General features: G+C 64.7%; 22 protein-coding genes. 10 read left to right on the top strand and 12 right to left on the bottom strand.

Annotated elements, in window-relative coordinates; genetic code table 11:
- Window positions 1–210: 210 nt before the first annotated feature.
- Window positions 211–561 (bottom strand): YkvA family protein, encoded by a 351-nt coding sequence (locus ABLE86_RS09445; RefSeq protein ID WP_348778696.1) that lies wholly within the window; start codon window positions 559–561, stop codon window positions 211–213.
- 150 nt (window positions 562–711) lie between these two features.
- Here ABLE86_RS09445 and ABLE86_RS09440 point away from each other — a divergent pair, with 150 nt between their 5' ends.
- Window positions 712–1,227: a low molecular weight protein-tyrosine-phosphatase gene (locus ABLE86_RS09440; RefSeq protein WP_348778695.1), complete on the top strand. Its 516-nt coding sequence runs from the start codon at window positions 712–714 to the stop codon at window positions 1,225–1,227.
- Here the strand turns inward: ABLE86_RS09440 and thpR are convergent.
- Both thpR and ABLE86_RS09430 read right to left on the bottom strand, forming a co-directional pair.
- A complete protein-coding gene (gene thpR / locus ABLE86_RS09435; protein ID WP_348778694.1) occupies window positions 1,134–1,727 on the bottom strand; it encodes an RNA 2',3'-cyclic phosphodiesterase in 594 nt (197 codons plus the stop codon). The two genes, ABLE86_RS09440 and thpR, sit on opposite strands and share 94 nt — an antisense overlap.
- Before the next feature lie 104 nt (window positions 1,728–1,831).
- Window positions 1,832–2,476 carry an arylesterase gene (locus tag ABLE86_RS09430; protein WP_348778693.1) on the bottom strand — a complete coding sequence of 215 codons (645 nt, stop codon included), beginning with the start codon at window positions 2,474–2,476 and terminating at the stop codon, window positions 1,832–1,834.
- 62 nt (window positions 2,477–2,538) lie between these two features.
- On the opposite strand from ABLE86_RS09430, the gene ABLE86_RS09425 reads away from it, so the two are divergent.
- The 5 genes from ABLE86_RS09425 (at window position 2,539) to ABLE86_RS09405 (ending at window position 7,504) form a co-directional block, all read left to right on the top strand.
- The gene (locus ABLE86_RS09425) at window positions 2,539–3,237 is read left to right on the top strand and encodes an ABC transporter ATP-binding protein (RefSeq protein WP_348778692.1); all 699 of its coding nucleotides are present in this window, start codon (window positions 2,539–2,541) and stop codon (window positions 3,235–3,237) included.
- An 11-nt stretch (window positions 3,238–3,248) separates the two neighbouring features.
- Window positions 3,249–5,798, top strand: a complete 2,550-nt coding sequence (locus ABLE86_RS09420; protein ID WP_348778691.1) for an ABC transporter permease — start codon at window positions 3,249–3,251, stop codon at window positions 5,796–5,798.
- A 50-nt stretch (window positions 5,799–5,848) separates the two neighbouring features.
- On the top strand, window positions 5,849–6,034 hold the full coding sequence (locus ABLE86_RS09415; protein WP_348778690.1) for a hypothetical protein: 186 nt from the start codon (window positions 5,849–5,851) through the stop codon (window positions 6,032–6,034).
- Window positions 6,027–6,806, top strand: a complete 780-nt coding sequence (locus tag ABLE86_RS09410) for a Bax inhibitor-1/YccA family protein (protein WP_348778689.1) — start codon at window positions 6,027–6,029, stop codon at window positions 6,804–6,806. Before ABLE86_RS09415 ends, ABLE86_RS09410 begins: the two co-directional genes overlap by 8 nt.
- 128 nt (window positions 6,807–6,934) lie before the next feature.
- On the top strand, window positions 6,935–7,504 hold the full coding sequence (locus ABLE86_RS09405; protein ID WP_348778688.1) for an N-acetyltransferase family protein: 570 nt from the start codon (window positions 6,935–6,937) through the stop codon (window positions 7,502–7,504).
- Window positions 7,505–7,530: 26 nt separating this feature from the next.
- On the opposite strand, the gene ABLE86_RS09400 is transcribed toward ABLE86_RS09405, so the two are convergent.
- The 3 genes from ABLE86_RS09400 to acnA all read right to left on the bottom strand — a co-directional run bounded on the left by ABLE86_RS09400 (window position 7,531) and on the right by acnA (window position 12,002).
- Window positions 7,531–7,920, bottom strand: a complete 390-nt coding sequence (locus ABLE86_RS09400; protein ID WP_348779202.1) for a DUF2794 domain-containing protein — start codon at window positions 7,918–7,920, stop codon at window positions 7,531–7,533.
- Window positions 7,921–8,350: 430 nt separating this feature from the next.
- A complete protein-coding gene (locus tag ABLE86_RS09395; protein ID WP_348778687.1) occupies window positions 8,351–9,118 on the bottom strand; it encodes a DUF1223 domain-containing protein in 768 nt (255 codons plus the stop codon).
- Window positions 9,119–9,311: 193 nt separating this feature from the next.
- On the bottom strand, window positions 9,312–12,002 hold the full coding sequence (gene acnA / locus ABLE86_RS09390; RefSeq protein ID WP_348778686.1) for an aconitate hydratase AcnA: 2,691 nt from the start codon (window positions 12,000–12,002) through the stop codon (window positions 9,312–9,314).
- A gap of 285 nt (window positions 12,003–12,287) precedes the next feature.
- Between acnA and ccmA the strand changes: the two genes are divergently transcribed.
- The 4 genes from ccmA (at window position 12,288) to ABLE86_RS09370 (ending at window position 14,459) form a co-directional block, all read left to right on the top strand.
- On the top strand, window positions 12,288–12,893 hold the full coding sequence (gene ccmA / locus ABLE86_RS09385) for a heme ABC exporter ATP-binding protein CcmA (protein WP_348778685.1): 606 nt from the start codon (window positions 12,288–12,290) through the stop codon (window positions 12,891–12,893).
- A complete protein-coding gene (gene ccmB, locus ABLE86_RS09380) occupies window positions 12,893–13,558 on the top strand; it encodes a heme exporter protein CcmB (protein WP_348778684.1) in 666 nt (221 codons plus the stop codon). The genes ccmA and ccmB overlap by 1 nt, the downstream gene beginning before the upstream one ends.
- A 152-nt stretch (window positions 13,559–13,710) precedes the next feature.
- Complete coding sequence (ccmD, locus tag ABLE86_RS09375; protein ID WP_348779201.1) at window positions 13,711–13,881, top strand: heme exporter protein CcmD; 171 nt, start codon at window positions 13,711–13,713, stop codon at window positions 13,879–13,881.
- Window positions 13,878–14,459 carry a DsbE family thiol:disulfide interchange protein gene (locus ABLE86_RS09370; protein ID WP_348778683.1) on the top strand — a complete coding sequence of 194 codons (582 nt, stop codon included), beginning with the start codon at window positions 13,878–13,880 and terminating at the stop codon, window positions 14,457–14,459. The genes ccmD and ABLE86_RS09370 overlap by 4 nt, the downstream gene beginning before the upstream one ends.
- Window positions 14,460–14,493: 34 nt before the next feature.
- Here the strand turns inward: ABLE86_RS09370 and ABLE86_RS09365 are convergent, their stop codons facing one another.
- From ABLE86_RS09365 to ABLE86_RS09340, 6 genes are all read right to left on the bottom strand, one after another.
- Complete coding sequence (locus ABLE86_RS09365) at window positions 14,494–14,661, bottom strand: hypothetical protein (protein ID WP_348778682.1); 168 nt, start codon at window positions 14,659–14,661, stop codon at window positions 14,494–14,496.
- A 212-nt stretch (window positions 14,662–14,873) separates the two neighbouring features.
- The gene (locus tag ABLE86_RS09360; RefSeq protein ID WP_348778681.1) at window positions 14,874–15,521 is read right to left on the bottom strand and encodes a septation protein A; all 648 of its coding nucleotides are present in this window, start codon (window positions 15,519–15,521) and stop codon (window positions 14,874–14,876) included.
- Between the two features lie 33 nt (window positions 15,522–15,554).
- Window positions 15,555–17,162: a signal recognition particle-docking protein FtsY gene (gene ftsY, locus ABLE86_RS09355; RefSeq protein WP_348778680.1), complete on the bottom strand. Its 1,608-nt coding sequence runs from the start codon at window positions 17,160–17,162 to the stop codon at window positions 15,555–15,557.
- Between the two features lie 12 nt (window positions 17,163–17,174).
- The gene (gene mtaB / locus ABLE86_RS09350) at window positions 17,175–18,458 is read right to left on the bottom strand and encodes a tRNA (N(6)-L-threonylcarbamoyladenosine(37)-C(2))-methylthiotransferase MtaB (protein WP_348778679.1); all 1,284 of its coding nucleotides are present in this window, start codon (window positions 18,456–18,458) and stop codon (window positions 17,175–17,177) included.
- Entirely contained in the window at window positions 18,458–19,339 is an 882-nt protein-coding gene (dapF, locus tag ABLE86_RS09345) for a diaminopimelate epimerase (protein ID WP_348778678.1), read from the bottom strand. Before dapF ends, mtaB begins: the two co-directional genes overlap by 1 nt.
- Window positions 19,340–19,416: 77 nt before the next feature.
- Window positions 19,417–19,935 (bottom strand): DNA starvation/stationary phase protection protein, encoded by a 519-nt coding sequence (locus tag ABLE86_RS09340; RefSeq protein ID WP_348778677.1) that lies wholly within the window; start codon window positions 19,933–19,935, stop codon window positions 19,417–19,419.
- Window positions 19,936–19,957 lie beyond the last annotated feature (22 nt).

Genomic DNA, 19,957 nt, shown 5'->3' with positions numbered 1-19,957 from the left:
TGGGTTACCAAAGCGTGAATATATCTGACAAGGGTTGGTTTTCGCCATGGTATCGCCGCCTTTTCGCGCGGCCCCGCAAGGGGAAGCGCCGTCCCTGCGGACGTTTGAAGATGACGAAAACGGCAAGAATTTGACTGCCCCTGCCCCGCGATGAAGTGCCGCTATCTGGCAAAAAAAGGCTTCCGGTCGAGCGCGGCGATGAAGCGACTGTCAGTCGAGCGCCGCTAGCGATTCCTGGGCGGCAAGGCGGTGGGCGGGGGTGATGTTGGAGCGAACGGCCGCGATTGCCGCCGCCAGCACCGCGATGTCGTCGGTGAAACCAATTCCCACCATCACGTCGGGAATGGCGTCGACCGGCAGCACGAAATAGGCCAGGGCTGCCAGCAGGATTGCCTTGGCTCGCAGCGGCGTCTGCGCATCCATCGCGCAATAATACGCCGCGACCACCTCTTCCATGAACGGCACCTGTCGAGCTGCCTTCCTGGCGGTTCGCCAGAATCCATCGCGCACGTTCTTTTCGTTGCTGGCAGGATCGCCGGTGTCGAATCTTGCTTTGGCCATCTGAACCCTCCGGTTCGCGCTATGTGGTAAGTATTGCCTTCGCATGCAAGTTGTGCGCGCGGCGGCTGCAGCGGGGCAAGGTCCCGATGCTATCGGCCTTTTCCACTTCCGTGTTATGGGAGGGCTGTTTCCATCGAGCCCGCAAGCACCATGACCGCGAGACTTCCGCTTTCGATCCTCTTTGTCTGCCTCGGCAATATTTGCCGATCGCCGCTGGCAGAAGGGGTTTTTCGTGACGTTCTGGCCGAGCGCGGCTCGGAAGAACTGTTCCTGCTCGATTCGGCCGGCACCGGCGGCTGGCATGCAGGGTCAAGCCCGGACCCGCGCTCCATCGCGGTTGCCGCGCATCACGGTCTGGATATTACGGGCCAGCGCGCCCGCAAGGTGACGTCGGAAGATTTCGCAAGCTTCGATCTGATCCTCGGCATGGACCGTTCGAATGTAGAGGACATGCGCCGCGTCGCGCCTGTCGAGTACCGTCGGAAAATCCACCTCTTCCTCGACTTTGCCGCAGGCCGGCCGAACGATGTTCCAGACCCGTATTACGGCGGCCCTGACGGCTTCTTCGACCTCTACCGCATGATCCGCGCGGCTTCGGAAGCGCTCGCCGACAGGCTGGAGCGAGACTCCCTGCCGGTCAAAGGCCAGGCTTCTTCCACGACATAGGGTCCGCCGCCGACCGAGTCGCGCGAGGACATCAGAACGAAGCGGCCGACCTTGAAGGGCGCCGCGGAGAAATTGCCGCGTTCCGACAGATACTTCGCCACGTCCTGGGTATTGGGATTTTTCAACCGGGCCAGGGTGACATGCGGCATGAACTTGCGAGCATCGGCCGAAAGGCCGAGGCGCTGGCAGATGCGCTCGATCTCGCCCTGTAGCGCGTGAAGATCGGGCGAGGGCGATACGCCGGCCCACACGGCATGCGGCTTCCTGGAGCCGAAGGCGCCGACGCCGGAAAGCTCGAGATGGAAGGCGGGGCGCCGCACCCGGTCCAGCGCATTGGCGATCTCGTCGGCCACATGGCCCTCGATGTCGCCGAAGAAGCGGAGCGTCAGATGGTAATTCTCGACGTCGATCCAGCGGGCTCCCGGAAGGCCTCCGCGCAGCAGTGAGAGAGAAAGCGCTGCGTCACGCGGGATTTCGAGGGCGGTGAACAATCGCGGCATCTCAGCCTCCCCGAATCGAGTTCTTGCCCCTAGCGAATCATCGATCACCGCCGGGGGCAAGCCGTTTGTTGCTCATTTCCGTTCAAGTGACGGCGAGCGCCGCGTCACGACTCCTTCGCATGGGCAGCGATCGCGCTTTCCACCACGGGCAGAATACGCTTCACCATGCGGTCGATTCCGCCGGCGTTGGGGTGCATTCCGTCCTCAAGCAGGGCGGTCTGGTCGGACGCCACGCCGTCGAGGAAAAACGGATAGAGCGGAACGCCGTATTTTTCCGCAAGTCGCGGATAGATCGCATCGAACGCCGCGGCGTAGTCGCTGCCGAGGTTGGGTGCGGCGCGCATGCCGGCAAGCAGCACCGGAATGTTCCGCGCCTTCAGGCGCTGCAGCATGGCGTCAAGGTTCTTTTCGGTGATGTCGGGAGAGATGCCGCGCAGCATGTCGTTGGCGCCGAGCTCGAGGATGACGAGCCGCGTGCCATCCGGAACCGACCAGTCGAGCCGCGACAGGCCGCCGCTGGAGGTGTCGCCCGAAACGCCGGCATTGGCGATCACCACATCGTGACCGTTCTTGCGTAGCGCTGCCTGGAGCTTTTCGGGAAAGCTGTCGCCTGGGTCAAGGCCGTAGCCTGCCATGAGGCTGTCGCCGAAGCCGACAATCTGGAAGGGTTCGGCGCGGGCCGGCCCTTGCCCCGAGAATATAACCACGCATGCGGCAAAGAGCGCGAAAATCAAATGTTTGAATGCCATGCCGCAAAACCCATATGATGAAAAATCCTGCATTGCCCTACTCCATATAGGATCGGATAGCCGTGACAGAAGCCGTCATCGACTTGAAGGATGTTTCGCTGACGCTGGGCAGCGGTGCCTCCTCGGTACATGTACTGAAGGGTGTCAGCCTGAGCGTGGCGGCCGGCGAGGCAACGGGCATCGTCGGGCCGTCCGGCTCGGGCAAGTCGACGCTGCTGATGGTTCTGGCCGGACTTGAGCGGGTCGATTCGGGAACGGTACGGATTGCCGGCGAGGTTCTGAACGGCAAGAGCGAGGACCAGGTCGCGGCGTTTCGCGGCCGCAATGTCGGCATCGTCTTCCAGTCTTTTCACCTGATCCCCAATATGACGGCGCTGGAAAACGTCGCCGTTCCGCTGGAGCTGGCGGGCCGGCGCGACGCCTTTGCGGTGGCCGAGCGCGAGCTTGCCGCCGTTGGGCTCTCCGATCGTGTCACCCACTATCCCGGCGAACTGTCGGGCGGCGAGCAGCAACGCGTCGCCATTGCGCGCGCACTGGCGCCCGAGCCGCGCATCCTGATCGCCGACGAACCCACCGGAAACCTCGACCAGGCGACCGGACGGCAGATTGCCGACCTCTTGTTCGCCAAGGCCAGGGAACGCGGCATGACGCTGGTGCTTGTCACGCATGATCCCGCGCTCGCAGCGCGCTGCACCCGACAGGTGGCCATGCGCTCGGGCCGCATCGAGGCCGAGCCCTCGCTTGCCGTCGTTTCGGCTTGAGGCGCCTGCCGATGCCGCTTTCGCAAACCCTTCGGCTGGCCATCCGCTTTTCGCTGCGCGAGATGCGCGGCGGGCTCTCCGGCTTCCTGATCTTTCTCACCTGCATCACGCTGGGGGTTGCTGCCATAGGCGGCGTCAATTCTGTGGCGCGCTCGATCACCGCCGGCGTCGCCAACCAGGGCCAGGTGCTTCTGGGCGGCGACATGCGCTTTCAGCTCAACCAGCGCGAGGCGAGTGCCGAGGAGGCCGGCTTCCTGCGCGGGCTGGGCACGGTTTCGGAAAGCATCAACATGCGCTCCATGGCGCGGCTGGAGAACGGTTCGGACCAGTCCCTGGCCGAGGTCAAGGCGGTGGATGCCGCCTACCCGCTGTTCGGTGCGCTGAAGACCGATCCGGCGCTACCGCGCGACGAGCTTTTCGCTGAAAGGGATGGGGCGTTCGGCGCCATTGCATCCGACCTGCTGTTCGAGCGCCTGGGCCTGAAACCCGGCGACCGCATCAGGCTTGGAACCGCCACCTTCCAGCTTCGTGCCAAGATCGCCAGCGAGCCGGACGCGATCTCGGAAGGTTTTGGCTTTGCGCCGCGGCTGATGGTTTCAATCGAGGGCATGCGGGCATCCGGCCTGGTACAGCCCGGCAGCCTGGTCGAATATGCCTACAAGCTGCGCCTGCCCACTGGCAGCAGCGAGGCACGGATTGCCGACATCCGCCAGCAGGCTGGCGATGAATTTCCGCAGGCCGGCTGGAGCATCCGCACGCGCACCAACGCCGCACCGGCGCTTTCGACCAACATCGAGCGCTTCTCGCAGTTCCTCACGCTGGTCGGGCTCACCGCGCTGGTGGTCGGGGGCGTCGGCGTTGCCAATGCCGTTCGGGCCTATCTGGATGGCAAGCGCGGCGTGATTGCCACATTCAAGAGCCTCGGAGCCTCCGGCGGCTGCGTCTTCGCGGTCTATCTGGTGCAGATACTGATGATCGCCGCCATCGGCGTTGCGGTCGGCTTGGTGGTCGGCGCGTTGATGCCGCTGGCGGCGAACGCGGCGCTGTCTTCGGTCATTCCGGTGCCGGCCGAGGGCGGCATCTATCCCGGCGCGCTGGCGATTGCCGCCTTGTTCGGCTTCCTGGTGACGCTGGCCTTTGCGCTGCTTCCGCTTGGCCACGCACGCGGCGTGCCGGCAACTGCGCTTTTTCGCGAGATGGGCTTTGGCAGCGGCGGCCTGCCCCGCCTGCCCTATGTCGCGGCGGCCCTGGCGCTGGCTGCGTTGCTGGCCGCTCTGGCGATCTGGTTTTCCGGCGATCGGCGCATCGCCGCGACCTTCCTCGGCGCGATGGTGTTCGCCTTCGTGGTGCTGCACGGCGTCGGCATGGCTGTGCAGTGGATCGCCCGCAGAAGCCCGCGCGTGCGCTCGACAGCACTTCGCCTGGCAATCGGCAACATCCACCGCCCAGGCGCTTTGACCCCGTCAGTGGTGCTGTCGCTCGGGCTCGGCCTGACGCTGCTGGTGACGCTGGCGCTGATCGACGGCGACCTGCGCCGCCAGATCGCGGGCAGCCTGCCGAAGGAAGCACCCAACTTCTTCTTCGTCGACATCCAGCCAAGCGAGGTCGACGCCTTCGCCGCGCTGCTTGGCAAGGAGGCGCCCGACGGAAAGCTCGTGCGGGTGCCCATGCTGCGCGGCCGCGTCATGGCGTTGAACGGCGTCGACGTGCAGAAGCTGCAGGTGCCCCCGGCCGGCGCCTGGGTGCTGCGCGGCGACCGCGGCCTCAGCTACACGAAGAACCTTCCCGAAAACTCGACGCTGTCGGCCGGCATCTGGTGGCCGCAGGACTATCAGGGCGAGCCGCTGGTTTCCTTCGCCGCGCAGGAGGCGGGCGAACTCGGCCTCAAGCTCGGCGATACGGTGACCGTGAATGTGCTCGGCCGCAATGTCACGGCCAAGATCGCCAACTTCCGCGAGGTGAAGTGGGAATCGATGGGCATCAACTTCGTCATGGTGTTTTCGCCCAATACATTCGCCGGCGCGCCGCATTCCTGGCTGGCGACGCTGACCACCAGGGATACGGATGTCGGCGAGGAGGCCCGCATCCTCAACGCCGTCACCCGCGCTTTCCCGGCGGTCACCAGCGTTCGCGTCAAGGACGCGCTGGAGGTGGTCAACCATCTCGTCGGCCAGCTCGGCACGGCGATACGGGTCGCCGCCAGCGTGGCGCTGATCGCTTCTGTGCTGGTGCTGGCGGGGGCGCTTGCCGCCGGCAACCGCGCCCGGATCCACGACGCGGTGGTGCTGAAGACGCTGGGCGCCACACGCCGTACGCTGATTGCCGCCTTCTCGCTCGAATACATGCTGATCGGGCTTGCGACCGCTGTTTTCGCGCTCGCGGCGGGCGGCGTTGCGGCGTGGTTTGTTGTCGCACGGATCATGAAGCTGCCTTCGTCCTTCCAGCCCGAGGTCGCGGTGGCCACGCTTTTGATCGCGCTTGCGGTCACCGTCGGGATGGGATTGCTGGGAACCTGGCACGTGCTTGGCCACAAGGCGGCCCCGGTGCTGCGCAATCTCTAACGGAGAGACGAGCGGCGGTGCTGCGGCCCGGCGCACATTAAATCTGGTTCATGAAACAATTTTCCGAAGCTTTTCAGGACAATCACGTTGCATTGCGTGCTGTAACGGGTCTTGTTCTTGCCCAAAAGAATCATCATATTTGCCAGCAGGCATGCTGGAGTCCCGCCAGCGGCGCCTGGGCTCGTGAGAACCCGACACCGGACGGGGCAGAAGCAACAGAGGAAATCAATGGCTGACCTTCGCAACTATCAGACACGGGCAGCGCCAGCGGGCGTCCGCACCGCCGGTGTCATCGACGAGGGCCTGCGCGCCTATATGCTCAAGGTCTACAACCTTATGGCGCTTGGCCTCGCAATCACCGGCGTAGCCGCCCTGGCTACGATGATGATGACAACGACGAATGACCCGGCAACGGCCGTGGCGACGTTGGCCAACGGCAAGATGCTGACCAGCGCCGGCGTGGCGCTCTATGGCTCGCCGCTGAAGTGGCTGGTCATGCTGGCGCCGCTCGGCATGGTGTTCTTCCTGAGCGCGCGCATCCAGACCATGACGGTTTCGGGCGCGCAGACGGCGTTTTGGGTGTTTTCGGCCCTGATGGGCCTGTCGCTGTCGTCGATCTTCCTGGTCTTCACGGCGCAGAGCATCGTCCAGACCTTCTTCATCACCGCCGCCGCCTTCGGCGCACTGTCGCTGTGGGGCTACACGACACGCCGCGACCTGAGCGCCATGGGCACCTTCATGGTGATGGGCCTGTTCGGCCTGATCATCGCCATGCTGGTCAACCTGTTCCTGCAGTCCTCGGCGCTACAGTTCGCCATCTCGGGCATCGGCGTGCTGGTGTTTGCCGGCCTGACCGCCTACGACACGCAGAGCATCAAGGAAATGTATTTCGAGGGCGACGACGTGCTGGTCGCCGGCCGCAAGGCCATCATGGGCGCGCTGAGGCTCTACCTCGACTTCATCAACCTGTTCACCTTCCTGCTGCAGTTCCTCGGCAACCGCGAATAAGTGGGGCGCGAGGCGCAGGCCGGAAACGGCTGGATCAGAAACAAGATCGGGGCGGCCTAAAAGGCCGCCCTTTTCTTTTGGCCGGCTTGCCGCTTAAAATCGGGCATCAATGTCATGGTGCCTAAAAAATGAGCAGAATTGAAATCCGGTCGGCAGAGGAAGACGATCTCGATGCCATCACCGCAATCTATGCCGACGCGGTCTTGCACGGCACGGCCAGCTACGAGTTGGAGCCGCCGTCGCGCGGGGAAATGGAACTGCGCTTCGCAGCACTTCGCGATCCCGGCTATCCCTATCTGGTCGCGGTGCGCGACGGGGCGATCCTTGGCTTTGCCTATGCCGGGCCGTTCCGGCAGCGCCCGGCCTACCGTTTCATCGTCGAGGATTCTATCTATGTCGCCCCCGAGGCCAAGGGACAGGGGATAGGAAGCCTGCTGCTGGAGCGTCTCGTGGCCGAGACGGAAGCACTGGGCTTCCGCCAGGTCGTCGCGGTCATCGGCGATGGCTCGCCGGAGAGTGCCTCGGTGCGGCTGCACGAGAGGCTTGGCTTCCGCCACTCGGGCATGCTGGAAGGGTCAGGCTACAAGCACGGCCGCTGGCTGGACACGGTGTTCATGCAGCTTGCGCTGAACGGCGGTTCTTCCGTTTCGCCCGATCCGGCTTCGCTGCCCGCCCGCATGGGGCCGCCGCAGGGCTGAGCCAGCCGCCCGCAGCCTCGGCCTGCTCAGGCCTGGTGGATCACCCGGAGCTTCTTGTCGAACACTCCGAGCACGCGGGCCAGCTCGTGCCCACGCTTTACGACGAGACCTCCGGCGGCGACCACGCTGAACGCCCCCTGCTTGCGCGCAAGCTGCGGGTCCTTCACGATCTGGTACAAGGGCGTTTCGCTGGTCCGGCGGAACACCGAGAACACGGCGCGATCGTTCAGGTGGTCGATCGCATAGTCGCGCCATTCGTTGGCGGCGACCATGCGGCCGTAAACCCTGAGGATCTGGTCGAGCTCGCGTCTTTCGAATGAAACGTTCTGGGCGCGCGTTTCGCGCCGTGCCTCGGGAAAGGGAATCAATATTCCTATTTCTTCCCCACCCTCCCCTGCGGTTCCGCGTTTCGACATCCGGCGCGCTTCCCATGACAGTTTGGCAACGACCAAGGTTGCGCTTTCGCGCAGCAATTGCAAGCCCGCAGCCGGCTAAAGTGCGCCGCTTCGGCAGGCATTTCGGTAGATAAAGCCTGGCGCCGCAGCCTTCGGCATGCTGCCCCGCCGAAGCCGGCGCTCACGAACGGGTACAGCGTGTTTTCAATGGTGATTCAGCGCCATAATTCCGCCGTTTTTTACCCGCGTTCGCGCCCCATTGTCGGACAAACTTATCAACGTTGCCTGAGACGGTTCGGTCCGGCACCGGCCTGTAAACCCCAAGCCCCCCGCCCACGGGCCAGCGTCGGATCGAACCAACCTCGGTTCTCTTCCTTGAACCCCGGGTACGACGATCCCCTAAACTCCAGCCGGCGCCTGCGTTTTATGGGTGCCGGTTTTTTGCAGCGGCCTATCCCCGGGGCTGGGCCTCGAGCTTGCGATAGGATGCGGCGCCGAGAACAGGGCCAGGCACTCCGTCCTTGCCGACGGCTTGGAGCAGTACCGCGCAACCGCCACTTTCGGGAATGTTCCGGGCTGGCACCTCGTAGGTCGTCGCCTCGCCGCGCCAGACCCCGGCGGCCTGCACATTGGTCACGGAGTTCCAGTAGGTGATGACCCTGCCTTCGTTCTCGCCTTCCTTCATGCGCACCGCCTGTGGCGGCGCGAAAAAGACCAGCATCACATAGGCCTTGGGGGCGATTCCCTGCGCCGGGCCGGCGTTGATTATCAGGCTGTCGCCGTGGTGGCGAACGCTGACGTCCACGCTAAGCCCCTCGCCCGAGCTGTTCAGTTGCCGAAATGCCGCGTCGATTTCGCTGCGCTTGCCCCCGTTCACATGCACGCGCCCATTGATAACGGCCTGCGGCGTGTAGACCGATCGGGCGCCGAATGCGCGCATATAGGAATATTGGCGATCGGTGCTTTCCGAATTGCTCAGTGTGTCGCGCCAGCCGAGATAATCCCAATAGTCGACATGATAGGCGATCGCGACAAGGTCGGTGCTGTTGGCCAGTTTTTCGAAGATCTTGTCGGCCGGGGGGCAGGTTGCGCAGCCCTGGCTGGTGAACAGCTCGATGACGCCTCGCGGCCGCGCGCTTTCGCCCGCCGTGGCCTCCTCGCCCAACAGGGGCAGCGCCAGCAGCACAAGTGCCACCCGAAATACATAACCAAATGTCATGACCGTTCCAAAAGACAGCGTCTGGCAGTGTGCCTGCCCTTCCTCCGCCGGAAGAATAGCCAGATGGCGGCTCAAACGTGAAGTCACGTTGCGGTGACATGTGTCAGGGATTACCGCGGCCACTTTCGGCAGCCCAATAAAAAACCGCCGGTGCTGGCACCGGCGGTTTCGATGTTGCGGTTGCGTTCCGGCGTCAGGCGGCCAGGTCGCGCAGAACGTATTGCAGGATGCCGCCGTTCTTGAAGTAGTCGAGCTCGTCCACCGTATCGATGCGGCACAGGATCGGAACATCCTTCACCGTGCCATCCGCGAAGGTGACCTTGGCGATCATCTTCTGGCGCGGGCGGATGTTTTCCAGGCCGTCGATCGTCACGGTCTCGTCGCCCTTGAGGCCGAGGGTGGCCCAGGAGGTACCTTCCTCGAACACGAAGGGGATGACGCCCATGCCGACCAGGTTCGAGCGGTGGATGCGCTCGAAGGACTGGGCGATCACCGCGCGCACGCCGAGCAGGTTGGTGCCCTTGGCCGCCCAGTCGCGCGAGGAGCCGTTGCCGTACTCGATGCCGGCGAAGATGACCAGCGGCACGCCTTCCTGGCGATACTGCATGGCCGCGTCGTAGATCGGCATCTCTTCCTTGGACGGATAGTGGATGGTGTAGCCGCCTTCGCGCCCGTTCTCGCCCAGCATGTGGTTGCGGATACGGATGTTGGCGAAGGTGCCGCGCATCATCACCTCATGGTTGCCGCGGCGCGTGCCGTACTGGTTGAAGTCGGCAACCGCCACGCCGTTGTCGGTGAGGTACTTGCCGGCCGGCGAGGCCGCCTTGATCGAACCGGCCGGCGAGATGTGGTCGGTGGTGATCTTGTCGCCGAACAGGCCGAGCACGCGCGCACCCTTGATGTCGCTGATCGCGCCGGGCTTCAGCCCCATGCCCGCGAAATAGGGCGGGTTCTGCACATAGGTCGAGGCATCGTCCCAGGTGTAGGTCTGGCCGCTCGGTGCCTGCACCTTCTGCCAGTTCTCGTCGCCCTTGAAAACGTCGGCATATTTGCGGGCGAACAGCTCGCGGGTGACGTTCTTGGCGATGAACTCGTCGATCTCCTGGGTGGAAGGCCAGATGTCCTTGAGGAACACCGGCTTGCCGTCCTTGCCCTCGCCGATCGGCTCGGTGGTGAGGTCCTTGGTGACGGTTCCGGCGAGCGCATAGGCGACCACCAGCGGCGGCGAGGCAAGGTAGTTGGCCTGCACGTCAGGCGAGACGCGGCCTTCGAAGTTGCGGTTGCCGGAAAGCACGGCGGCCGCGATCAGGCCCTTGTCGTTGATGGTCTTGGAAATCGGCGCCGGCAGCGGGCCGGAGTTGCCGATGCAGGTGGTGCAGCCGAAGCCGACGAGATTGAAGCCGATCTGGTCGAGCTCCTTCTGCAGGCCCGACTTTTCCAGATATTCGGCAACGACCTGCGATCCGGGAGCCAGCGAGGTCTTGACCCAGGGCTGCTGCTTGAGGCCGAGGCGATTGGCGTTGCGGGCAAGCAGGCCCGCGCCGATCAGCACGCTCGGGTTCGAGGTGTTGGTGCAGGAGGTGATCGCCGCGATCACCACGTCGCCGTGGCCGAGATCGTGGTCCGTGCCTTCCACTGCATAGCGCTTGGCGATCTCGGACGTCTTCTTGTACTCGGTCTCCATCGCCATGGTGAAGCCGGCTGGGATGGTCTCCAGCGCGGCGCGGCCCTCGGGGCGCTTCGGGCCGGCCATGGAGGGCACCACCTCGCCAAGGTCGAGCTCGAGCGTGTCCGTGAAGACCGGGTCAGCCGAAGAGGTGTCGCGCCACATGCCCTGGGCCTGGGAATAGGCCTCGACCAGCGCGATGCGGTCTTCGGCGCGGCCGGACATGGTGAGATAGCGCACGGTCTCCGAATCGACCGGGAAGAAGCCGCATGTCGCGCCATATTCGGGAGCCATGTTGCCGATGGTTGCGCGGTCGGCCAGCGTCATGTTGGAGAGGCCGGGACCGAAGAACTCGACGAACTTGCCCACCACGCCCTTCTTGCGCAGCATCTGGGTGACGGTGAGCACCAGGTCGGTGGCGGTGACGCCTTCCTTGAGCTTGCCGGTGAGGCGGAAGCCGATCACCTCCGGCAGCAGCATGGAAACCGGCTGGCCGAGCATGGCGGCTTCAGCCTCGATGCCGCCCACGCCCCAGCCCAGCACGCCGAGACCATTGACCATGGTGGTGTGCGAATCAGTGCCGACGCAGGTGTCCGGATAGGCCGTGGTCACGCCGTCCTCGGTGTTGGTCCACACCGTCTGGGCGAGATATTCGAGGTTCACCTGGTGGCAGATGCCGGTGCCGGGCGGCACGACACGGAAGTTGCGGAACGCCTGCTGGCCCCACTTCAGGAACTTGTAGCGCTCTTCGTTGCGCTCATATTCGAGCTCGACGTTGCGGGCAAAGGCGCGGGGCGTGCCGAACTCGTCGACGATGACGGAGTGGTCGATGACCAGGTCGACCGGCACCAGCGGGTTGATCTTCTCGGGGTCGCCGCCGAGGTTCTTGATGCCGTCGCGCATCGCGGCAAGGTCGACTACGGCCGGAACGCCGGTAAAGTCCTGCATCAGAACGCGGGCCGGGCGATAGGCGATCTCGACGCCGGCGGTGCCCTTGTCGGTCAGCCAGCTGGCAACCGCCTGGATGCTTTCCTTGGTGACGGATCGTCCGTCCTCGTTGCGAAGAAGATTCTCGAGAAGCACCTTCATCGAATAGGGAAGCTTGGAAATGCCAGCCAGGCCGTTCTTTTCGGCCTCGGGCAGGCTGTAATAGACATATTCCGCCCCGCCCGCCTGAAGCGTCCTGCGGCAATTGAAGCTGTCGAGAGATTTGGACATTTGCGATCCCATCCTGGTCGTTCTGCCTGAGCGGGAACGGACTCCTGTGGCATGCAAATCACGCGCAAAGGTGCGGGTACGGCCATTTCCGCTGTCCGCTCCCGAGCGTTCCGGCCGTTTGAAGGCGGCAGGGCAGCTGGCTCGGCGCTAATTCTAATACCACGCCGACCGCTGGCATGGTTGGCTGGCATATAGAGAATTTTCTAGAATAGTTCTAGAGCGATAAAGGCAAATTTGCTGCAATGCACATCGGCCGCGGGGGCCATCAGGAAGCATGAGGAACCGATGCGGCTGATCGCCGAAAATATCGAGGGGCGGCGCGGCGGCGAAGCGATCTTTTCCGGCCTCGGCTTCACGCTGGGCGAGGGTGGCGGCCTCGTCGTCACCGGCCCGAACGGCGCCGGCAAGTCGACGCTGCTGCGTATCGTGGCCGGGCTTCTGCCGCTCGCCGCCGGGCATTTGGCGCTTGAGGACGGCGGCGAGGATTTCCCCTCCGTTTCGTCTGCGTGCCACTATCTCGGGCCCGAGAACGCGATGAAGACAGCACTTTCGGTTTCCGAAAACCTCGCCTTCTGGCAGGCCTTTTTCGGGCGGCCGCACCTTTCCGTCATCGAGGCGCTGGAGATGGTGGAGCTGGAAACGATCGGCCACCTACCCTTCGGCTATCTCTCCACCGGGCAGAGACGGCGCGTTTCCATCGCCAAGCTTCTGGTCAGCCATCGCCCGGTGTGGCTGCTCGACGAGCCGACTTCGGGGCTGGACAAGCGTTCGGAGGCGCAGTTTTCCGGATTGATGCGCACGCATCTTCTTGGAGGCGGGATCATCGTGGCCGCGACTCACCTGCCGCTCGGGCTGGAAGGCGTGCAGGAACTCAGGATGGGGGGACGCTGATGTTTGCGCTCTACCTCCGCGATGTCAGGCTCGGCATCCGCGCCGGCGGCGGTGCGCTGACCGGCGTGCTGTTCTTCCTCGCCGTCATCGCCACCATCCCTTTCGGCGTCGGTCCCGATCTCAATCTGCTGGCGCGCATCGGCCCGGCGATTCTGTGGGTCGGCGCGTTGCTGGCCTCGCTGCTCGGCCTCGACCGTCTGTTCCAGGCCGACCGCGAGGACGGCTCGCTCGACCTCCTGCTCCTCAACCACGACCGGCATCTGCTGGCCTTCACCGTCTTCGTCAAATGCCTGGCCCATTGGACCGCAAGCGTGCTGCCGCTGGTGGTGGCTGCCCCGCTGCTCGGACTGTTCATGAACATGGAGCCGCTGGGCATCGGTGCGGCTGCGCTGACGCTTCTGGTCGGCACGCCGGCCATCACCTTCATCGGGGCCGCGGGCGCGGCGGTCGCGGTGGCGCTGCCGCGCGGCGGCCTGCTGGTTTCCGTGCTGGTGCTGCCGCTGGTAATCCCGGTGCTGATCTTCGGTGTCTCGGCCAGCTATGGCGCGGTGAACCACCCGAACCCGTTCCTGCAGCCTTTCCTCATCCTGTGCGCGCTGACGCTTTTTCTGGCCGTCATCGGCCCGGTGGCCGCGGCGCTTGCCCTGCGATCAAGCTCGGACTGATGGAGATCACGATCAGGTCCCCTCGAATTCGTCGCAGGTGATTCGATTGCGGAGCCGCATCGTCGCGGCTATGTAACGGCCATGAGCAAAGCATGTTCTCATAGCGCGGAGTGCGGCGGATGCCGCGCATTGCCGCGCGGCAGGAGGGCTCGATGAGCGCCCATGCGCTTTATGTCACGGCTGCCTATGGCATTTCGGCGCTGGCGATCGTCGGGCTGGTGGCGTGGATTCTTGCCGACCAGCGCGCCAGACGCCGCGAAATGGCCGAGCTGGAAGCAAGCGGCGCCCGCCGCCGCTCCGACCGCAAGGGAGCGTCGAAATGAGCGCCCAGGGCGAACCGGCAAGGCCGCGCCGGCGGCTGCTGGTGCTGCTGCCGCTGCTGGTGTTTCTCGGATTGGCGGGCGTGTTCCTGAGCCAGCTTCTTTCCGGCCGGGATATCTCCGCGGTGCCTTCGGCGCTGATCGGCCACATGGCCCCTGAAACCAAACTGCCGCCGCTGGAAGGCATTTCGATGCCGGGCCTCGATTCCTCGGCCTTCGTCGGCAAGGTCACGCTGGTGAACGTCTTCGCTTCCTGGTGCGCGCCCTGCCGCGAGGAGCACCCTGTGCTGATGGCGCTGTCGCAGGACAACCGCTTCGACGTGGTCGGGCTGAACTACAAGGACAAGCCCGACAATGCGCGCCGTTTCCTCGGTGATCTCGGCAACCCCTACAAGGCCGTCGGTGTCGATGCGGCCGGCCGTGCGGCAATCGACTGGGGCGTCTACGGCGTGCCCGAAACTTTTGTCATCGGCCGCGACGGCAAGGTTCTGTTCAAGCATGTCGGGCCGGTCACGCCGCAATCCGTCCAGAGGCTGCTGATGCCCGAAATCGAAAAGGCGTTGGCCGCGCCGACGTCCTGACCGATCCGCACAAGGGGCGGCCAGGCCCCTCGCCTTAGCCGTAGATTTCGCGATAGGCCTGATAGAGCATCTCGCTGCGGTTGCCGTTCATGTCGGAGAGATCGCGCGGGGTCAGGCTCTGGATCTCGGCAACAAGTGCGTTGTAGCGGCGGCGCTTGGCGATGCGGTTCTTGGCCTGGGCGATGACATTCGAAAAGATCATGGCGGGTTCTCCTTCTGGGCCGCCGCTTTCCGGCGGCGGTTCGGCTCCTCTCTCACGGGGCCGATGATCGCCGCGATCATGCTGCAATGCAACATGCGTTGCTGCAATGCAGCATTGCATGGCCTGCAACTCCGGTTAACGAAGTCCAAACAACAACGCGCCCACGAGGCTTATCGCGGGCGCGCTTTGGCAAAAGTGCTGGAAGTGTCGGTCTACTTCTTGAACTGCTCGTCCAGCGAGTGCCGCATGATCAGCGGCATCTGGCTGAAGGTGAACAGGAGTGTGATGGGCATGATGCCCCAGACCTTGAAGGCCACCCAGGCGTCGGTCGAAAAATTCCGCCACACCACCTCGTTGGCAACCGCCAGGAACAGGAAGAAGAAGCCCCAGCGCAGGGTAAGCAGCCTCCAGCCTTCCTCATCGAGGCGGAAGGCGCTGTCGAAAATATAGCCCAGCAGCGACTTGCCGAACAGCAGCCCGCCCAGAAGCGTGACGCCGAACAGCGTGTTGACGATTGTGGGCTTCATCTTGATGAAGATGTCATCCTGCAGCCAAAGCGTCAGCGCGCCGAAGACGAAGACGACGATACCCGACACCAGCGGCATGATCGGCAGAGTGCGCATCAGCGCCCAGGACACGGCGAGCGCCAGGGCGGTGGCGATCATGAACAGGCCGGTGGCAACGAAGATCGGGCCGCCGAAATCGCCGAGCACCGGGAACTTTTCCACCAGCCAGGCGCCGCGCGCATTGGCGAAGAAAAACACCAGCAGCGGCCCGAGCTCGAGTGCGAGCTTTAGCAGCGGGTTGACTTCCTTCTTCTTCGGGTCGGACGGGTCGCGTTCGAAGACGGGTTCGGTCATGGTTTCCTTTCAGATCCCCGGCGGGGGTCCGGTCTAGGCTACTCCAGCGATCGCTTTTGCGAAATCGCCTGCGGAAAATGGTTCGAGGTCGTCCACCTGCTCGCCCACGCCGATGAAATAGACCGGCAGGCGGTGCTTGGCGGCGATGGCGACCAGAATGCCGCCGCGCGCTGTGCCGTCGAGCTTGGTCATCACCAGCCCGTTGACGCCGGCGATGTTGCGGAAGATCTCGACCTGGTTCAGCGCGTTCTGGCCGGTGGTGGCGTCGACCGTCTGCAGCACCGTGTGCGGGGCTTCCGGATCGAGCTTGCCCAGCACGCGCACGATCTTCTCCAGCTCCGCCATCAGTTCGGCCTTGTTCTGGAGCCGGCCGGCCGTGTCGATGATCAGCACGTCTGAGCCTGCCGCCTTGGCCTTCTCGAAGGCGTCGTAGGCGAGGCCGGCGGCATCGGCGCCGAGCTTGGAGGAGACGACCGGCGAGCCGGTGCGCTCGCCCCAGATCTTCAGCTGTTCGATGGCCGCTGCGCGAAAAGTGTCGCCGGCGGCCAGCATCACCGAGAGGCCGCCTTCGGTCAGCTTGGCGGCCAACTTGCCGATGGTGGTGGTCTTGCCGGTGCCGTTGACGCCCACCACCAGGATGACATGCGGCTTGTGCGACAGGTCGAGTTCGAGCGGCATGGCGACCGGCTTCAGCACCTTCTCGACCTGCTCGGCCATGATTGTACGCACTTCGGTGTCGGAGACGTCCTTGCCGTAGCGGCTGGACGAGAGCGCATCGGTGATGCGGATCGCCGTCTCCATGCCGAGGTCGGCGCGGATCAGCACCTCCTCCAGCTCCTCCAGCGTGTCCTCGTCCAGCTTGCGCTTGGTGAAGACGCCGGCGATGCTGCTGGAAAGCTCCTTCGAGGAGCGCGAAAGCCCCTGCCTGAGCCGCTGGAACCAGCTGGACCTGGGCTCGGGCGCTGCGGGCGCGGCCGGCTGTGCCTTTTCTTCGACCTTCCTGGCAACAGTGACCTTGCCGGCCGCTAGAGCGGCCGCGCCGGAAGCCGGGGATTTCGGTGCTTCGGCAAGAGCTGCTACCGCATGCGGCTGCACAGCCTGGGACACGGGAGGCTCGATCGCCGCGATCTCAGGGGCGACCTCGTCGCGCAGCGGATCAATCTCAACCGGCGACGGCTGGCGCAGCGGTGGCAAGATCTCGGCAGGCGGCAGTTCCCCCGTCGGTTCCTGCGGCGGCGTGCTGGGCTCGGCGGGAACCTCGATGAATTTGGAAACCGGCTCGGGCTGCTGCAACACCGATCCGGGAATTTCGATAGGCGATGTCCCGGGCTGTTCCGCCGGTTGCGTCGGCACCTCCTGGGGCGGTTCGGGAATTTCGGCCGGGGCGGGCTCTGGCACGACCGGCGCCGGCTCGGGTTCGGCAGGCGTGGGGGCGGGAGCCGGCTCGTCCGGCTGCGGGGTCGGCGCGGGCTCCTGCGGTCCAGGCACAGCCTCTTCTGAGGGGGCCTTTTCAACCGGCGCCTCGGTTTCGTGCGTCAGCTGCTCCAAAGCTTCTGTTATCGGAGCTTCCGCCTCCGGCGCAGCTTCCTCGCCCGGCTTCTTGCCGAAGGAAAAGACTTTCTTGATGAAGCCGAATGCCATGTCGTGTCTTCTTCAGGCCGCGGCCATTGCGGCGGGCGCGGCAATCAGCCGGGCGCCGTCCTGGCCGGTGATTGTGGCGGCGAGGATGCTGCCGGGCGTCCCGCCATCGATCGCCGCCAGCGTGAACCCTTCCGTGCGACCGAGCCCGTCGCGCTCGACCAGGATCGACTGGCCGGTGCCGACGAGCTTTTCCAGATGCCGCTGATACGCCGCCTCGCCGGCGGCGCGCAGCCTTGCTGCGCGCTCCTTGATGGCGCGCCCGTCAACCTGCGGCATGCGCGCGGCAGGGGTGCCTTCACGCGGGCTGAACGGGAAGACGTGCAGATGGGTCAGCCCGCATTCCTCCACGATCTTCAGCGAATTCTCGAACATCGCCTCGGTTTCAGTGGGGAAGCCGGCGATCATGTCGGCGCCGAAGACGATGTCGGGGCGCAGCCGCCGCACTTCCTCGCAGAAGCGGATGGAATCGTCGCGCAGATGGCGCCGCTTCATGCGCTTCAGGATCATGTCGTCACCCGCTTGCAGCGAGAGGTGCAGGTGCGGCATCAGCCGTTTTTCGGTGGCGATCGCGTCCATGAGGTCGTCATCGGCCTCGATGGAATCGATGGAAGAGAGCCGCAGCCGCTGCACGTCCGGCACCTGGCGCAGGATCGTCTTCACCAGTTTGCCGAGCTTGGTCGCGCCCGGCAGGTCGCCGCCATAGCTCGTCATATCGACACCGGTCAGCACCACTTCGGCATAGCCGTTGCCGGTCAGGCGCTTGACCTGATCGACCACCGCGCCCATGGGCACGGAGCGCGAATTGCCGCGGCCGTAAGGGATGATGCAGAAGGTGCAGCGATGGTCGCAGCCGTTCTGCACCTGCACAAAGGCGCGCGCGCGGCCCTCGATGGCGTCGACCATATGGCCGGCCGTCTCGCGCACGGAGAAAATGTCGTTGACGCGCGCCTTCTCGGTATCGTTGACGCCGAAATCGGGCAAGGCGCGATAATTGTGCGCCTTCAGCTTCTCCTCGTTGCCGAGCACGAGGTCCACCTCGCCCATGGCGGCGAAGGCATCCGGGTCGGTCTGGGCGGCGCAGCCGGTGACGATGATGCGCGCATCCGGGTTTTCGCGCCGCGCCTTGCGGATCGACTGCTTGGCCTGGCGCACGGCTTCCGCCGTGACTGCGCAGGTGTTGAAGATGACGGCGCCGTTCTTCAGCGCGCCCAGCCCGGCGGCCTCCGCCTCGCGGCGCATCACTTCAGACTCGTAGGTGTTGAGCCGGCAGCCGAAGGTGACGATGTCGATACCCATCAGGCAACGTCCTGCTGGTCGCGCCGCCACGCGCCGGTGGCGGGGTCGAAGGTTCCAGAGAATTCCCATTCCGCAGGGCCGGTCATGACGACGTGGTCGTCCTCGCGCCATTCGATCACCAGCGGGCCGCCGGGAACGGTGACGGTGACCTTGCGGTCGGTGCGCCGTGTGCGCGCACCGCAGACGGCGGCCGCGCAGGCGGCCGAGCCGCAGGCGCGCGTCAGGCCGGCGCCGCGCTCCCAGGTGCGCAGCGAAATCGCGTCGCGCGCGGTGACCTGGGCAATGGAGATGTTGGCGCGCTCGGGAAAGATCGGGTGGTTTTCCAGCAGGGGCCCGAAGCGTTCCAGCTCATAGGACCAGACGTCGCCGTCGACCCAGAAGATGGCGTGGGGGTTGCCCATCGAGGCAACCGAGGGGGAGTGCAGGACCGGCGCATCGATCGGTCCGATCTGCAGCTCGATCATGCGGGTGTCGCGGAATTCCTCGGCAAGCGGAATGTCCTGCCAGCCGAAACGCGGCTTGCCCATGTCGACCGAGATCAACCCGTCTTCATGCTCCTCGGCATTGAGGATTCCGGCGACCGTCTCGAAGGTGAAGACCTTTTCTCCGGTTTCGGCGGCCAGCGCCTGCACCACGCACCTTGTGCCGTTGCCGCAAGCCTGCGCCCGGCTGCCGTCGGAGTTGATGATCTCGATGTAATTCATGGTGCCCGGCGTGCGCGGGTCATGAATGGCCATGATCTGGTCAAACCTGGTCGCGGGGTCGGCATTGAGGGCGACGGCCGCCGCCGGCGTCACGCGGTCGGCACGGCTACGCATGTCGGCAACGATGATTTCGTTGCCGAGTCCGTTCATCTTGGCGAAGGGTGCTGCGCTTTCCATTGCGGCCTATATGGCGGAAACCACGGCGGATTACCAGTGCAGAAGGGCTTTGCGAGGCCGCCACTTGGCCCTGGCGCCTATGCCTTGCGGCTCGCCTCGAACAGGAACCAGGCGCGGCGCTCGGCCTCGTCGATGAAGGTTTCCAGCAGGCTCGTGGTGGCGACGTCGTTCTCCTCGCTGCAAAGATCGTGGGCGCTGCGCATGCTGGCGATCAGCGCCTCGTTGTCCTCGCGCAGTTCGCCCAGCATGTCCTGCGGCGACACGAAGTCGGCGTCGTTGTCCTCGATGCGCTGCAGGCGAGCAATATGGCCGATCGAGCGCAGTGTGGTGCCGCCCAGCTTGCGGGCGCGTTCGGCCAGTTCGTCGGTCATTTCGAAGATCTGTTCCGACTGCTCGTCCAACAGCAGGTGATAGTCGCGGAAATGCGGCCCGCTGACATGCCAGTGGAAATTCTTGGTCTTCAGATAAAGGGCAAAGACGTCAGCCAGGAGTGCGTTGAGCGCGCCGGTAATGTCGCGGCGGGCATTGTCGCCCAGGCTGGTGGGCGTGGTGAGCGGGGCTTTGCGGCGGCTTTTGGCAGTGGCGGTGTCCGGCATTGTGGAAGCTCCCTTTGAAAAG

This window comes from Mesorhizobium sp. KR2-14, from assembly GCF_040049255.1.
Lineage (GTDB): Bacteria > Pseudomonadota > Alphaproteobacteria > Rhizobiales > Rhizobiaceae > Pseudaminobacter.
The sequence above is the reverse complement of the archived record's forward strand: the minus strand, read 5'-3'. Positions and strand labels throughout refer to the sequence as shown.